At 56.1% G+C, this 13,537-nt stretch carries 13 protein-coding genes and 1 other annotated feature; of the genes, 10 read left to right on the top strand and 3 right to left on the bottom strand.

The genetic code is table 11. The features are described 5' to 3' along the window. Nucleotides 1-8: 8 nt before the first annotated feature. The 3 genes from creB to creD are packed head-to-tail and all read left to right on the top strand — an operon-like array spanning nucleotide 9 to nucleotide 3,531. A complete protein-coding gene (gene creB, locus HCH49_RS13145; protein ID WP_221702794.1) occupies nucleotides 9-698 on the top strand; it encodes a two-component system response regulator CreB in 690 nt (229 codons plus the stop codon). Continuing rightward, nucleotides 698-2,122: a two-component system sensor histidine kinase CreC gene (gene creC, locus HCH49_RS13140; RefSeq protein ID WP_221702793.1), complete on the top strand. Its 1,425-nt coding sequence runs from the start codon at nucleotides 698-700 to the stop codon at nucleotides 2,120-2,122. The genes creB and creC overlap by 1 nt, the downstream gene beginning before the upstream one ends. Nucleotides 2,123-2,178: 56 nt before the next feature. Further along, nucleotides 2,179-3,531 (top strand): cell envelope integrity protein CreD, encoded by a 1,353-nt coding sequence (creD, locus tag HCH49_RS13135; RefSeq protein ID WP_221702792.1) that lies wholly within the window; start codon nucleotides 2,179-2,181, stop codon nucleotides 3,529-3,531. Nucleotides 3,532-3,576: 45 nt separating this feature from the next. Here creD and arcA read toward each other — a convergent pair whose 3' ends face one another. Continuing rightward, the gene (arcA, locus tag HCH49_RS13130) at nucleotides 3,577-4,293 is read right to left on the bottom strand and encodes a two-component system response regulator ArcA (protein ID WP_003856501.1); all 717 of its coding nucleotides are present in this window, start codon (nucleotides 4,291-4,293) and stop codon (nucleotides 3,577-3,579) included. A 95-nt stretch (nucleotides 4,294-4,388) separates the two neighbouring features. Between arcA and yjjY the strand changes: the two genes are divergently transcribed. The 7 genes from yjjY (at nucleotide 4,389) to HCH49_RS13095 (ending at nucleotide 11,218) form a co-directional block, all read left to right on the top strand. Next, nucleotides 4,389-4,529 (top strand): protein YjjY, encoded by a 141-nt coding sequence (gene yjjY, locus HCH49_RS13125; protein ID WP_085928893.1) that lies wholly within the window; start codon nucleotides 4,389-4,391, stop codon nucleotides 4,527-4,529. 399 nt (nucleotides 4,530-4,928) lie between these two features. Next, nucleotides 4,929-5,615, top strand: coding sequence for a tRNA/rRNA methyltransferase (locus HCH49_RS13120; RefSeq protein WP_221702791.1), 687 nt, complete (start codon nucleotides 4,929-4,931; stop codon nucleotides 5,613-5,615). A gap of 211 nt (nucleotides 5,616-5,826) precedes the next feature. After that, nucleotides 5,827-5,895 (top strand): thr operon leader peptide, encoded by a 69-nt coding sequence (thrL, locus tag HCH49_RS13115; RefSeq protein WP_015572623.1) that lies wholly within the window; start codon nucleotides 5,827-5,829, stop codon nucleotides 5,893-5,895. Continuing rightward, nucleotides 5,834-5,951 (top strand) — a sequence feature (Thr leader region). Its footprint overlaps the gene before it by 62 nt. Before the next feature lie 24 nt (nucleotides 5,952-5,975). Further along, entirely contained in the window at nucleotides 5,976-8,438 is a 2,463-nt protein-coding gene (gene thrA / locus HCH49_RS13110; RefSeq protein WP_221702790.1) for a bifunctional aspartate kinase/homoserine dehydrogenase I, read from the top strand. A 1-nt stretch (nucleotide 8,439) separates the two neighbouring features. After that, on the top strand, nucleotides 8,440-9,369 hold the full coding sequence (gene thrB, locus HCH49_RS13105; RefSeq protein ID WP_221702789.1) for a homoserine kinase: 930 nt from the start codon (nucleotides 8,440-8,442) through the stop codon (nucleotides 9,367-9,369). 3 nt (nucleotides 9,370-9,372) lie between these two features. Continuing rightward, nucleotides 9,373-10,659 carry a threonine synthase gene (gene thrC / locus HCH49_RS13100; RefSeq protein WP_039260864.1) on the top strand — a complete coding sequence of 429 codons (1,287 nt, stop codon included), beginning with the start codon at nucleotides 9,373-9,375 and terminating at the stop codon, nucleotides 10,657-10,659. A gap of 256 nt (nucleotides 10,660-10,915) precedes the next feature. Further along, a complete protein-coding gene (locus HCH49_RS13095; protein WP_048979033.1) occupies nucleotides 10,916-11,218 on the top strand; it encodes a DUF2502 domain-containing protein in 303 nt (100 codons plus the stop codon). A gap of 32 nt (nucleotides 11,219-11,250) precedes the next feature. Here HCH49_RS13095 and yaaA read toward each other — a convergent pair whose 3' ends face one another. Continuing rightward, the gene (gene yaaA, locus HCH49_RS13090) at nucleotides 11,251-12,024 is read right to left on the bottom strand and encodes a peroxide stress protein YaaA (protein ID WP_039260860.1); all 774 of its coding nucleotides are present in this window, start codon (nucleotides 12,022-12,024) and stop codon (nucleotides 11,251-11,253) included. A gap of 66 nt (nucleotides 12,025-12,090) precedes the next feature. Beyond that, nucleotides 12,091-13,521 (bottom strand): alanine/glycine:cation symporter family protein, encoded by a 1,431-nt coding sequence (locus tag HCH49_RS13085; protein WP_069303649.1) that lies wholly within the window; start codon nucleotides 13,519-13,521, stop codon nucleotides 12,091-12,093. Nucleotides 13,522-13,537 lie beyond the last annotated feature (16 nt).

Raw genomic sequence — 13,537 nt, 5'->3', positions numbered from 1 at the left:
GATGAATCATGCAACAACCTGTGGTCTGGCTGGTTGAAGACGAAACCAGTATCGCCGATACGCTGATCTACATGCTTCAGCAGGAAGGATTCGCGGTAAAGGCGTTTGAACGCGGTTTACCCGTGCTGGAGGCGGCGCGGCGGCAGGTTCCGGCGCTCGCCATTCTGGACGTCGGGCTGCCGGACATCAGTGGATTTGAGCTTTGCCGCCAGCTTCTGGCGCAGCATCCCTCACTGCCCGTGCTGTTTCTGACGGCGCGCAGTGATGAGGTAGACAAGCTGCTTGGCCTGGAAATGGGGGCTGACGACTACGTTGCGAAACCTTTCTCCCCTCGTGAAGTCTGCGCCCGGGTGCGGACTATTTTACGGCGCATGCAGAAATCCGCCGCACCATCAGCAACGTTGCGTATCGGGCAGTTTGAACTGAACGAGCCTGCCGCGCGAATTAGCTGGTGCGGTGAAGTATTGCCCCTCACCCGCTACGAATTCTTGCTGCTCAAAACCTTGTTGCAGGCCCCCGGGCGGGTCTTTTCTCGTCAGCAGCTCATGGACAAGGTGTGGGGTGAAGACGGCGACAGCTTCGATCGTACCGTGGACACCCACATCAAAACCCTGCGCGCCAAGCTGCGGGCGGTGAACGAGGAACTGTCACCCATCAGCACCCATCGCGGTATGGGCTATAGCCTGGGGCTGTATTAATGCGCATTGGGATGCGTCTGCTGCTGGGGTATTTCCTGATCGTGGCCATCGCCGCGTGGTTCGTGCTGTCGATCTTTGTTCAGGAAGTGAAGCCCGGCGTGCGCAGGGCAACCGAGGGCACGTTAATCGATACCGCGACCCTGCTGGCTGAAATTGGGCGTGATGATTTGCTTTCGGGCCATGCGCAGCAGGGCAAACTGGCGCAGGCCTTTTCTCAGCTACATCAGCGCCCTTTCCGCGCCAATATCGGCGGGATCCATAAAGTGCGTAACGAGTACCACGTCTACATGACCGATGCGCAGGGCCGCGTCGTGTTTGATTCCGCCGGTCTGGCCGTGGGCCAAGATTACTCGCGCTGGAACGATGTCTGGCTGACGCTTCGCGGCGAATACGGCGCGCGCAGTACGCAAAGCCATCCCGACGATCCGGAGAGCACGGTGATGTATGTTGCCGCGCCGGTTGTGGAGCAGGGCAAGATTATCGGCGTGGTGTCGGTCGGGAAACCTAACAGCGCGATGGCACCGGTTATCCATCGCAGCGAGCGGCGGATCCTGTGGGCAGGCGGGGCGCTGCTCGGCATTGCCCTGCTGATAGGCCTCGTTGTGGCGTGGTGGATCAATCGATCTATCGCGACGTTATCGCGCTATGCCGACTCGGTGACCACGGATACGCCTCTCCCGCTGCCTAATCCTGGCAGTAGCGAACTGCACAAGCTGGCATTGGCGCTGGAGAGTATGCGCATTCGCCTGGAAGGGAAAAACTACATTGAACACTATGTCCATGCGCTGACCCACGAGCTGAAAAGCCCCATCGCCGCCATACGCGGCGCGGCGGAAATTCTCTCCGAGCAGCCGCCGCCGCAGGTGGCCGCGCGGTTTATCGATAATATTCTGGTGCAAAACGCGCGTATGCAGTCGCTGGTTGAAAAACTGCTCACTCAGTCGCGTCTTGAAAATCGGGTCGAAATTACGCCTCAGATCGTCCGTGTCGACCTGCTGTTTACGCGTCTTGCCGACGCGCGCTCGGCGCTGTTGGCAGCAAAAGAGATTGTACTGACCCTTCAGCCCGCTTCGATTCATGTTGAAGGCGATCCCGACCTTCTCGAACAGGCACTCGGTAATTTACTGGATAACGCTATCGATTTTACGCCGCAGGGCGGCGCCATTGAACTGGCGGCCCGGGAAGAGCAGGGGCAGATACAGCTGATCGTCACCGACAGCGGAAGCGGGATCCCGGATTACGCGCTGGATCGTATTTTTGAACGCTTTTATTCTCTGCCGCGGGATAACGGGTTGAAGAGCAGCGGGCTCGGGCTGGCGTTTGTTCAGGAGGTGGCGCGTCTGCATCAGGGAGAGATTATATTGCGTAATCGTGATGAAGGTGGCGTGATGGCCACGCTGATACTTCACCGTCCCTTCACATAACTTCAAACTGACCCCACACAGCCTGGTTACGCTCTCCTCATCATAAAGGAGACGTAATGATGAAATCCCCACTGTTCTGGAAAATTAGCACCCTGCTGGGGTGCATCCTGCTGCTGTTAGTCCCGCTTTTTATGGTCAGTAACCTGATATCAGAGCGGGAGAACTACCGCAATGATGTCGAAAATACGCTTCGCCAGAGTACCAGCGGACCGCAAAAACTGGTCGGCCCGATGATTGCGATTCCGATGACGGAGATCTTTTACAAGATAGAGGATGAGAAGAAGGTCGAATACAAGAAAAGCTACATGCATTTCATTCTGCCGGAATCTCTGGTTGTTGAAGGGAACCAGCGCGTTGAGTCGAGAAATATTGGTATCTATGACGGGCAGATCTGGAACACGGACCTGAAGATAAAAGCGCAGTTTAATACCGAAGAGCTGAAGCAGTTGAAAGGGGAAACGATCGCGACAGGGCAGCCGTTTATCGTGACGGGCGTTGGCGACGCGCGGGGTATTGGCACGGTTAGTATCTCTAAAATCAATGGTGAGACCCTAAGCGTGGAACCCGGTTCAGGCGTCTACGGTGCGCTTGCTGGGATCCACATCCCGCTGACCGACAAAGCGCTGGAAGCCAAAACGTTTGCGCTTGATATGTCCCTCAGCCTGGCGGGAACCGGCAGTTTTGCGGTGGTGCCGGTAGGGCGTAATAGCGAAATGACGCTCAACAGCAACTGGCCGCATCCGGGTTTTATGGGCGATTATCTCCCTGTTAAGCATCAAATAGGCGAGTCTGGTTTCCAGGCGAACTGGCAGAGCAGCTGGTTTGCAAATAACCTTGAGAGCTGGTTCTACGGCAAGGAATCGCCGGAGTGGGAGGCGCTCCCGGCCTTTAGCGTGACGGTAGCGACGCCGGCTGACCAGTATCAATTGACCGACCGGGCAATTAAATACGCTATTTTGCTGATTGCGCTGACGTTTATGGCTTTCTTTGTCTTCGAAACCTTAACCGGATTACGCCTTCATCCGATGCAGTATCTGCTGGTGGGGCTGTCGCTGGTCCTGTTCTATCTGGTGTTGCTGGCGCTGTCTGAACACGTCGGGTTTACGCCAGCCTGGGTTGTTGCAAGCCTGGTTGGCGCAGCGATGAACGGAATGTACCTGCAGGCCGTGCTGAAAAGCTGGAAACGCAGCGGGCTGTTTGTGCTGGCACTACTCGGACTGGATGTCGTGATGTGGTTCCTGCTGCGCTCGGAGGACAGCGCATTGCTACTGGGCTCTGCTGTTCTTGCCCTGGCGCTGTTCGCGGTGATGTACCTGACCCGGCATTTCGACTGGTACTCGCTCTCTCAGCCGAAGCGACCAGAGCCACCCGCAGCATCTGATAACGATACGATGCGGATCTGGAAATAAAAAAACGGCGCAAATGCGCCGTTTTTTAATGCGTTAACTGCGGGATTACTCCTGCAGATCGCCGCAGAAACGATAGCCTTCGCCGTGGATCGTGGCGATGATTTCCGGCGTATCTGGCGTAGATTCGAAATGCTTACGAATACGACGAATGGTCACGTCTACGGTACGGTCGTGCGGTTTCAGCTCACGGCCGGTCATTTTCTTCAGCAGCTCTGCACGGGACTGAATTTTGCCCGGGTTTTCGCAGAAGTGCAGCATCGCGCGGAATTCACTGCGCGGCAGTTTATACTGCTCACCGTTCGGGCTAATCAGCGAACGGCTATTGATATCAAGTTCCCAGCCGTTGAATTTGTAGCTGTCTACGCTACGACGCTCTTCGCTGACCGTACCCAGGTTCATGGTGCGGGACAGCAGGTTGCGTGCACGAATGGTTAACTCGCGAGGATTGAACGGCTTGGTGATGTAGTCATCCGCACCGATTTCCAGGCCAAGAATTTTATCAACTTCGTTATCACGGCCCGTCAGGAACATTAACGCGACATTCGCCTGCTCGCGCAGTTCGCGCGCCAGAAGAAGACCGTTTTTGCCCGGCAGGTTAATATCCATGATCACCAGGTTGATATCATTTTCAGAAAGGATCTGATGCATCTCTGCGCCATCGGTCGCTTCAAAGACATCGTAGCCTTCTGCTTCGAAAATGCTCTTTAACGTGTTGCGTGTTACCAACTCGTCTTCAACGATAAGAATGTGCGGGGTCTGCATGTTTGCTACCTAAATTGCCAACTAAATCGAAACAGGAAGTACAAAAGTCCCTGACCTGCCTGATGCATGTCGCAAATTAACATGATCGGCTTAACGTGACTAAAGTACGTAATTGCGTTCTTGATGCACTTTCCATCAACGTCAACAACATCATTAGCTTGGTCTTGGGTACTTTCCCTTTGGACCCGACAGTGTCAAAAACGGCTGTCATCCTAACCATTTTAACAGCAACATAACAGGCTAAGTGACACCAGACACCCAATAAAACTACGCTTCGTTGACATATATCAAGTTCAATTGTAGCACGTTAACAGTTTGATGAAATCATCGTAGCCGAATGCTAGCCTTTGTCACAATTTTTCAATAAACCAACTAGTTGCGGAGATTGATTTATAAACGAAGCGAATCCAATCAGAATAGGGTATTCATGTCGCTATTATCATTATAAAACATAGGGATAATAGTGTTCTGTTAACATTCTAACTGATTGTTCAGACAAGGAATAGTTTAGCGTTTTTAATTTGTTATGAAACGCTATTTCGGTGATTTGTGTTGCATTTTTGTAAATTCGCGCCGCGTAATATGTTGAAGTGCATCACATTTTTGCCCGCTAACTGATTAAAAAGAGAGCATAAATGCATCTGTCGATTGTACTGGTTGCCCCAGCCAGAGCCGAAAATATAGGCGCTGCCGCGCGCGCCATGAAGACCATGGGATTCACCGATTTACGTATCGTGGACAGCACTGCCCACCTGGAGCCTGCGGCTCGTTGGGTAGCGCACGGATCGGGCGATATCCTCGATAATATAAGCACTTACGCGACGCTTGCTGATGCGCTGCACGACATTTCGTTTACCGTTGCGACCACCGCGCGCAGCCGGGCGAAGTTCCATTACTATGCCACGCCAGCGGAGCTGGTGCCGATGCTGAGCGAGAAAAGCCAGTGGCTGGATAAAGCCGCGCTGGTGTTTGGTCGTGAAGATTCCGGATTGACCAACGAAGAGCTGGAGCTGGCGGACGTTCTTACCGGTGCGCCGATGGTCGCCGATTATCCCTCCCTGAATTTAGGCCAGGCGGTCATGGTCTATTGCTATCAATTAGCCTCCCTAATACAAATCCCTCAACCACCGGCAGAAGGGGCAAATGAAAATCAGCTGGCTGCCCTGCGCGCTCGCGTTGAGCAACTGTTGTCTCAGCTGGGTGTGGCGGACGATCAAAAAATGGCTGACTGGCTGCAGCAGCGTTTGGGGCGTCTTGAGCAGCGGGACACCGCAATGCTGCACCGTTTGCTGCACGATATTGAAAAAAAATTGGCGGAGTAAAATCCTGTCATAAGTTTTTACTATGGTGAATAAGTCTGTACTGATGGGTTGCACTTGGGCGAATCGGATGAAAATAAATCTGCAAACAGCGGGACGTGAGAGTCTCCCGAATTGTGATCAAATTAAAAATTCGTTGACTTAAGGTGCCCGATCCTTTAACCCTAAAAGAATACAGGACAGACAGATAATAATGACAGAGTACACAACATCCATGAAACGCATCAGCATCACCACCATTACTACAACCATCATCATTACCACAGGTAACGATGCGGGCTGACGCGTACAGGAAAAACAAAAAAAAGCCCGCACCTGAACAGTGCGGGCTTTTTTTTCGGCTAAAGGAAACGAGGTAGAACCATGCGAGTGTTGAAGTTCGGCGGTACATCAGTGGCAAATGCAGAACGTTTTCTGCGTGTTGCCGATATCCTGGAAAGCAATGCCAGGCAGGGGCAGGTTGCTACCGTGCTCTCTGCCCCGGCAAAAATCACGAACCATCTGGTGGCGATGATTGAAAAAACCATCGGTGGCCAGGATGCACTCCCGAACATCAGCGACGCAGAGCGTATCTTCGCTGACTTACTGCAAGGGCTGGCAGAGGCGCTGCCTGGCTTCCCGCACGCTCAGCTGAAGTCCTTCGTTGAGCAAGAATTCGCGCAAATCAAACATGTCCTGCACGGCATCAGCCTTCTCGGCCAGTGCCCGGACAGCGTCAACGCGGCGATGATCTGCCGGGGCGAAAAACTCTCTATCGCCATCATGGCCGGCGTGCTGGAAGCGCGCGGCCATAGCGTGACCGTGATCGATCCGGTTGAAAAACTGCTGGCGGTGGGCCACTACCTCGAATCCACCGTTGATATTGCCGAATCAACCCGCCGTATCGCCGCAAGCAAAATTCCTTCTGACCATATGATCCTGATGGCAGGCTTCACCGCCGGTAACGAGAAGGGCGAGCTGGTGGTGCTGGGCCGTAACGGCTCCGACTACTCCGCCGCCGTACTGGCCGCCTGTTTACGCGCGGACTGTTGTGAAATCTGGACTGACGTCGACGGCGTTTATACCTGTGACCCGCGCCAGGTTCCGGACGCCAGACTGCTGAAGTCGATGTCGTACCAGGAAGCGATGGAGCTTTCCTACTTCGGCGCCAAAGTGCTTCATCCGCGTACCATCTCCCCGATTGCCCAGTTCCAGATCCCTTGCCTGATTAAAAACACCGGTAACCCGCAGGCGCCGGGTACGCTGATTGGCGCGAGTACCGATGAAGACGGTCTGCCGGTCAAAGGCATCTCCAACCTGAACAACATGGCGATGTTCAGCGTCTCCGGCCCGGGGATGAAAGGGATGGTCGGAATGGCGGCGCGCGTCTTTGCGGCTATGTCCCGCAACGGTATCTCGGTGGTGCTGATTACCCAGTCTTCTTCCGAATACAGCATCAGCTTCTGCGTGCCGCAGGCTGACTGCCTGCGCGCCCGTCGCGCGCTGGAGGAGGAGTTCTATCTGGAACTCAAAGAAGAGCTGCTGGAACCGCTCGCCATTCAGGAACGCCTGGCGATTATCTCCGTGGTCGGCGACGGCATGCGTACGTTGCGCGGTATCTCCGCGAAGTTCTTTGCCGCGCTGGCGCGCGCCAATATCAATATCGTGGCGATTGCCCAGGGCTCGTCAGAGCGTTCAATTTCTGTTGTTGTGGACAACGATGACGCCACCACCGGCGTACGCGTGGTTCACCAGATGCTGTTCAACACCGATCAGGTCATCGAGCTGTTCCTGATTGGCGTGGGCGGCGTGGGCGGCGCGCTGCTGGAGCAGGTGAAGCGTCAGCAGGAGTGGCTGAAGAAGAAACATATCGATCTGCGCGTCTGCGGGATTGCCAACTCCAGAGCGTTGCTCACTAATGTTCACGGTCTGAACCTGGAGAACTGGCAGGCCGAGATGAACGAGGCGAAAGAGCCGTTCAACCTGGGCCGCCTGATCCGTCTGGTGAAAGAGTATCATCTGCTTAACCCGGTGATTGTCGACTGTACCTCGAACCAGGCGGTGGCCGACCAGTACGCCGACTTCCTGCGCGAAGGGTTCCACGTGGTGACGCCGAACAAAAAGGCCAACACCTCGTCGATGGATTACTATCACCAGCTGCGTCTGGCGGCGAGCAAGTCGCGCCGCAAGTTCCTGTACGACACCAACGTGGGCGCGGGGCTGCCGGTTATCGAGAACCTGCAAAACCTGCTGAACGCGGGCGACGAACTGCAGCGTTTCTCCGGCATTCTCTCCGGCTCGCTGTCGTTTATCTTCGGCAAGCTGGATGAGGGGATGAGTCTCTCGGAAGCGACCCGCGCCGCGCGCGAGCTGGGCTATACCGAGCCGGATCCGCGTGACGATCTCTCTGGTATGGACGTGGCGCGTAAGCTGCTGATTCTGGCACGTGAAACGGGCCGTGAGCTTGAGCTTTCTGATATCGTGATTGAACCGGTCCTGCCGGCAGAATTTGACAGCAGCGGTGATGTCGCTGCATTCATGGCAAATTTGCCGCAGCTTGACGATGCTTTTGCCGCGCGCGTTGCGAAAGCCCGTGATGAAGGTAAGGTATTGCGCTATGTTGGCAACATTGAAGAAGATGGCGTGTGCCGGGTGAAGATTGCCGAAGTGGATGGCAACGACCCGCTGTACAAAGTTAAAAACGGCGAAAACGCCCTCGCGTTTTACAGCCACTATTATCAGCCATTGCCGCTGGTGCTTCGCGGCTATGGCGCAGGGAACGATGTTACGGCGGCGGGTGTGTTTGCCGATCTGCTGCGTACCCTGTCATGGAAGTTAGGAGTTTAACATGGTCAAAGTTTATGCCCCGGCTTCCAGCGCGAATATGAGCGTCGGATTTGACGTGCTGGGCGCGGCGGTGACGCCGGTGGATGGTTCACTGCTGGGCGATACGGTCACGGTGGAATCGGCAGACAGCTTCAGCCTGAACAACGTCGGCCGCTTCGCCAGCAAACTGCCGTCTGAGCCGCGCGAAAATATCGTCTATCAGTGCTGGGAACGCTTCTGTCAGGAGATCGGCAAAAACGTGCCGGTTGCCATGACGCTGGAAAAAAGTATGCCGATTGGCTCGGGGCTGGGTTCCAGCGCTTGTTCGGTGGTCGCCGCGCTGGTGGCGATGAACGAGCACTGCGGCAAGCCGCTGAACAACAACCGCCTGCTGGGGTTGATGGGCGAGCTGGAAGGGCGCATCTCCGGCAGCATTCACTATGACAACGTGGCGCCGTGCTTCCTCGGCGGCATGCAGCTGATGATCGAAGAAAATGGCATCATCAGCCAGCAGGTGCCAGGGTTTGATGAGTGGCTGTGGGTGCTGGCCTATCCGGGCATTAAGGTCTCTACCGCAGAAGCGCGTGCGATCCTGCCCGCGCAGTATCGTCGCCAGGACTGTATCGCCCACGGGCGTCATCTGGCGGGCTTTATTCACGCCTGCTACACCCGTCAGCCGCAGCTGGCGGCGAAGCTGATGAAGGACGTCATTGCCGAGCCGTACCGCACGAAGCTGCTGCCCGGCTTTAACGAGGCGCGACAGGCATCGATGGATATCGGCGCGCAGGCGTGCGGCATCTCCGGCTCCGGCCCGACGCTGTTCGCCCTGTGCGACAAGCCTGACACCGCGCAGCGCGTGGCGGACTGGCTCTCTAAACACTACCTGCAAAATCAGGAAGGCTTTGTTCATATTTGCCGTCTGGACACGGCTGGCGCACGAGTACTGGGATAATTAATGAAACTCTATAACCTTAAAGATCATAACGAGCAGGTCAGCTTCGCGCAGGCGGTAACTCAGGGGCTGGGCAAAAATCAGGGGCTGTTCTTCCCGCATGACCTGCCGGAATTCCAGCTGACCGAGATCGACGAGCTGCTGAAGCAGGATTTCGTCACCCGCAGCACCAAAATTCTGTCTGCGTTTATCGGCGACGAAATTCCGCAGGAGCTTCTGGAAGAGCGCGTGCGTGCGGCGTTCGCTTTCCCGGCGCCGGTGAAGCAGGTTGAGCCTGACGTTGGCTGCCTGGAGCTGTTCCACGGTCCGACCCTGGCGTTTAAAGACTTCGGCGGCCGCTTTATGGCGCAGATGCTGACCCACATCAGCGGCGACAAACCGGTGACCATCCTGACCGCGACCTCCGGCGATACCGGTGCGGCGGTGGCGCATGCCTTCTACGGACTGAAAAACGTCCGCGTGGTGATCCTCTATCCGAAAGGCAAAATCAGCCCGCTGCAGGAAAAACTGTTCTGTACGCTCGGCGGCAACATTGAAACCGTGGCGATCGACGGTGATTTCGATGCTTGCCAGGCGCTGGTCAAGCAGGCTTTCGACGACGAAGAGCTGAAGGTGGCCCTGGGTCTGAACTCTGCCAACTCCATCAACATCAGCCGTCTGCTGGCGCAGATCTGCTACTACTTCGAAGCGGTGGCGCAGCTGCCGCAGGAAGCGCGCAACCAGCTGGTGATCTCCGTGCCGAGCGGTAACTTCGGTGACCTGACGGCAGGTCTGCTGGCGAAATCCCTGGGTCTGCCGGTGAAACGCTTTATCGCGGCGACCAACGCCAACGACACCGTGCCGCGCTTCCTGAAAGACGGGAAGTGGGCGCCGAACGCCACGCAGGCGACACTCTCCAACGCGATGGATGTGTCACAGCCGAACAACTGGCCGCGCGTGGAAGAGCTGTTCCGCCGTAAGATCTGGCGTCTGGGTGACCTGGGCTACGCCGCGGTGACGGATGAAACCACCAAAGAAACCATGCGCGAGCTGAAGGCGGTGGGGTATACCTCTGAACCGCACGCGGCGATTGCCTACCGCGCGCTGCGCGACCAGCTTAACCCGGGTGAATATGGCCTGTTCCTGGGCACCGCGCATCCGGCGAAGTTCAAAGAGAGCGTGGAAGCGATCCTGGGCGAAACGCTGCCGCTGCCGAAAGAGCTGGCCGAGCGCGCCGACCTGCCGCTGCTGTCACATGAGCTGCCCGCGGATTTTGCCGCGCTGCGTAAGCTGATGATGACGCGCGCGTGATTGTGTTGCCCGGTGGCGGCTACGCCTTACCGGGCTACAACGACCACGACGACCTCATCGTAGGCCGGGTAAGGTGAAGCCACCACCCGGCTTTTTTATGGAGAAATTAAGGAGAGAAAAAGCAGGAAAAAAGCAGAAATTCCCAATAAATGCGGTCACTTAGCGTTTAGGATTGCAGAGAATAACATCCCCCCGTTCCCCTCGCGTACTCTCCTTACATCGGCCCACGTTGGGCAAGAAGAATAAGGAGTCACCTGTGTCTACACTGAAACCTGCACTCATCGCGCTTTCACTGGTGCTGGCCGCCCCCATGGCGGTTCAGGCATCTGAAATTACCCTCGTACCGGCGGTCAAACTGCAGATTGGCGACCGGGATAACAACGGGCATTACTGGGACGGCGGCCGCTGGCGCGACCACGACTGGTGGAAGGCGCATTATGACTGGCGTGATAACCACTGGCGTCCACATGATGAGCATCGTAAACACGACGATCGTCACGATGACCATCACCACGATGACCGCCGCGACGATCGCGGCCCGGACTGGAAACACCATTAATGCAAAACCCCGCCAGCTGGCGGGGTTTGTTTTTACTGCTCGTGGCGCTTAAACACCAGCTCGCCTTTCCCCGACGACGCCTCGTCAAAGAAATAGCCTTCGCTGTTAAATTTGGTTAACTGCTCCGGCTTCGTCAGGCGGTTCTGGATGATGTAGCGGCTCATCAGGCCGCGCGCTTTCTTAGCGTAGAAGCTGATCACTTTGAACTTACCGTTCTTCTCGTCGAGGAACACCGGTTTGATAATCTCCGCATCCAGCTTTTTCGGCTTCACCGACTTGTAGTATTCGTCGGATGCCAGGTTAATCACCACGTTATCGCCCTGAGCGTGCAGCGCCGCGTTCAGCTTGTCGGTAATGATATCGCCCCAGAAATGATACAGGTCTTTGCCTTTGGCATTTTCCAGGCGAATCCCCATCTCCAGACGATACGGCTGCATCAGATCCAGCGGGCGCAGTACGCCGTACAGACCCGACAGCATGCGCAGATGCTGCTGGGCAAAATCGAAATCGGCTTCGCTAAAATCTTCCGCCTGCAGGCCGGTGTAGACATCACCTTTAAACGCCAGAATCGCCTGGCGAGCGTTAGCCGGGGTGAAATCCGGGTGCCACTCGTGAAAGCGGGTCGCGTTAAGATCGGCCAGCTTGTCGCTGATGCTCATCAGCGAGGCGATTTGCGGCGCAGAGAGCTTACGCGCTTCGCGGATCAGCTGTTGCGAGTAGTCCAGCAGTTCAGGCTGGGTATAGCGCTCGGTGGCGAGCGGGCTCTGGTAGTCGAGCGTTTTTGCAGGTGAAATCAGAATCAGCATATCCAGTCCTTGCAGGAAATTTAGAGCGACTTTAGCAAAAAATCGCCCTGAATTGATCGATAGCTGTTATTGCCGCGGCAAATCATCCCACGTGCCGGGGGCAAGCTGCGCCTTAATATCGGGATAGCGGGCGGGATCAAATACCGGCGGAACGCCGAGTTTGCGCTGACGCAGATAGTCTCTGGCAATCAGGGTCACAACGGGCGAGAGCAGCAGGATAGCGGTGAGGTTCGTGATCGCCATTAGCGCCATAATGATATCGGCCAGCTGCCAGACCAGCGGCATACTGAGGAAGGAGCCAGCGATGATCATCAGAATGACCGCGAGCCGCAGGGCTCCGATTGCGGTACGGGAGTCGAGCTTCAGGAAAATAAGGTTATTTTCGGCGTAGAGGTAATTCACCACAATCGAACTGAAGGCAAACAGCACCAGGACGAGCGAGACAAATCCTGCTCCCCAGCCGCCGGTCAGGTTCACCAGCGCCTGCTGGAGAAGCTGTATCCCGGCGGTTCCTGAGGAGTGCGGGACGGGGCCTGCCAGCAGCAAAATCATGGCGCTGGCGGAGCAGATGATAATGGTATCGGTAAAGACGCCAATCATCTGCACAATGCCCTGTGCGGCCGGGTGCGGCGGCCAGGAAGAGGCGGCAGCGGCCGCGTTGGGGGTTGACCCCATTCCGGCTTCATTGGAGAACATGCCCCGCTGAAAACCCGCCATCAGCGCCTGGCTAAAGGTATAGCCCAGCGCCCCGGAGGCCACCTCGCGCCAGCCAAAAGCGCTTTTGACGATGGTCGCAATCACGCCAGGCACCTGGTCGATATGCAGGGCGGCGACGAACAGGCTCGCGACCACCCAAAGCAGCGCCATAACGGGAACCAGCCACTGCATCAGGCGGGCAACGCCCCTGAGACCGGCAGAAATGGTGAGCAGAACGACGAGGGCTAAAGCAATACCGGCGACCCACTCCGGGCAGGAGAAGGCATAGCGCAGGGCATTGGCGACAGAATTTGCCTGGACGGTATTAAAAATAAGACCGTATGCGAGCAGTAAAAAAAGCGAGAACAGAACGCCCATCCAGCGCATCCCCAAGCCACGCGCCATGTACCACGCGGGACCTCCGCGAAACTGGCCGTTTTTATCTTTCTCTTTATACAGCTGGGCGAGCGAACTTTCAGCAAAGGAGGTGGCCATTCCGAGTAGCGCCGTCACCCACATCCAGAAGACCGCGCCTGGCCCGCCGGCGCTGATGGCCAGCGCAACGCCCGCCAGATTCCCGCTGCCGAGGCGTGCCGCCAGGCTGGTACAGAGTGCCTGGAACGACGTTAATCCGCCCGGCTGGGGCGTAACGCTGTTTTTCAGACTTCTGCCAAACTTGCGAATATAACGAAACTGGATAAACCCACTGCGTAGCGTAAACCAAATACCTGCTCCCAGAAGCAGGTAAATCATTATCGAACCCCACAGGACTTCGTTAATAAAGAAAAAGAAATCAGGCATTAACGTCCCTCTTGTT

Source organism: Enterobacter sp. Y17 (genome assembly GCF_019730495.1).
In the GTDB taxonomy this organism is placed as follows: domain Bacteria; phylum Pseudomonadota; class Gammaproteobacteria; order Enterobacterales; family Enterobacteriaceae; genus Enterobacter; species Enterobacter asburiae_B.
Note: the sequence above shows the minus strand (reverse complement) of the source record. Positions and strands in the feature narration are given on the sequence as shown.

What these genes read in the sequence shown, in the direction of transcription:
- creC (WP_221702793.1), top strand. Translation starts at nt 698, where the DNA reads ATGCGCATTGGGATGCGTCTGCTGCTGGGGTATTTCCTGATCGTGGCC.
- thrB (WP_221702789.1), top strand. Translation starts at nt 8,440, where the DNA reads ATGGTCAAAGTTTATGCCCCGGCTTCCAGCGCGAATATGAGCGTCGGA.
- creB (WP_221702794.1), top strand. Translation starts at nt 9, where the DNA reads ATGCAACAACCTGTGGTCTGGCTGGTTGAAGACGAAACCAGTATCGCC.
- HCH49_RS13085 (WP_069303649.1), bottom strand. Translation starts at nt 13,521, where the DNA reads ATGCCTGATTTCTTTTTCTTTATTAACGAAGTCCTGTGGGGTTCGATA.
- arcA (WP_003856501.1), bottom strand. Translation starts at nt 4,293, where the DNA reads ATGCAGACCCCGCACATTCTTATCGTTGAAGACGAGTTGGTAACACGC.
- thrC (WP_039260864.1), top strand. Translation starts at nt 9,373, where the DNA reads ATGAAACTCTATAACCTTAAAGATCATAACGAGCAGGTCAGCTTCGCG.
- creD (WP_221702792.1), top strand. Translation starts at nt 2,179, where the DNA reads ATGATGAAATCCCCACTGTTCTGGAAAATTAGCACCCTGCTGGGGTGC.
- yaaA (WP_039260860.1), bottom strand. Translation starts at nt 12,024, where the DNA reads ATGCTGATTCTGATTTCACCTGCAAAAACGCTCGACTACCAGAGCCCG.
- thrA (WP_221702790.1), top strand. Translation starts at nt 5,976, where the DNA reads ATGCGAGTGTTGAAGTTCGGCGGTACATCAGTGGCAAATGCAGAACGT.
- HCH49_RS13120 (WP_221702791.1), top strand. Translation starts at nt 4,929, where the DNA reads ATGCATCTGTCGATTGTACTGGTTGCCCCAGCCAGAGCCGAAAATATA.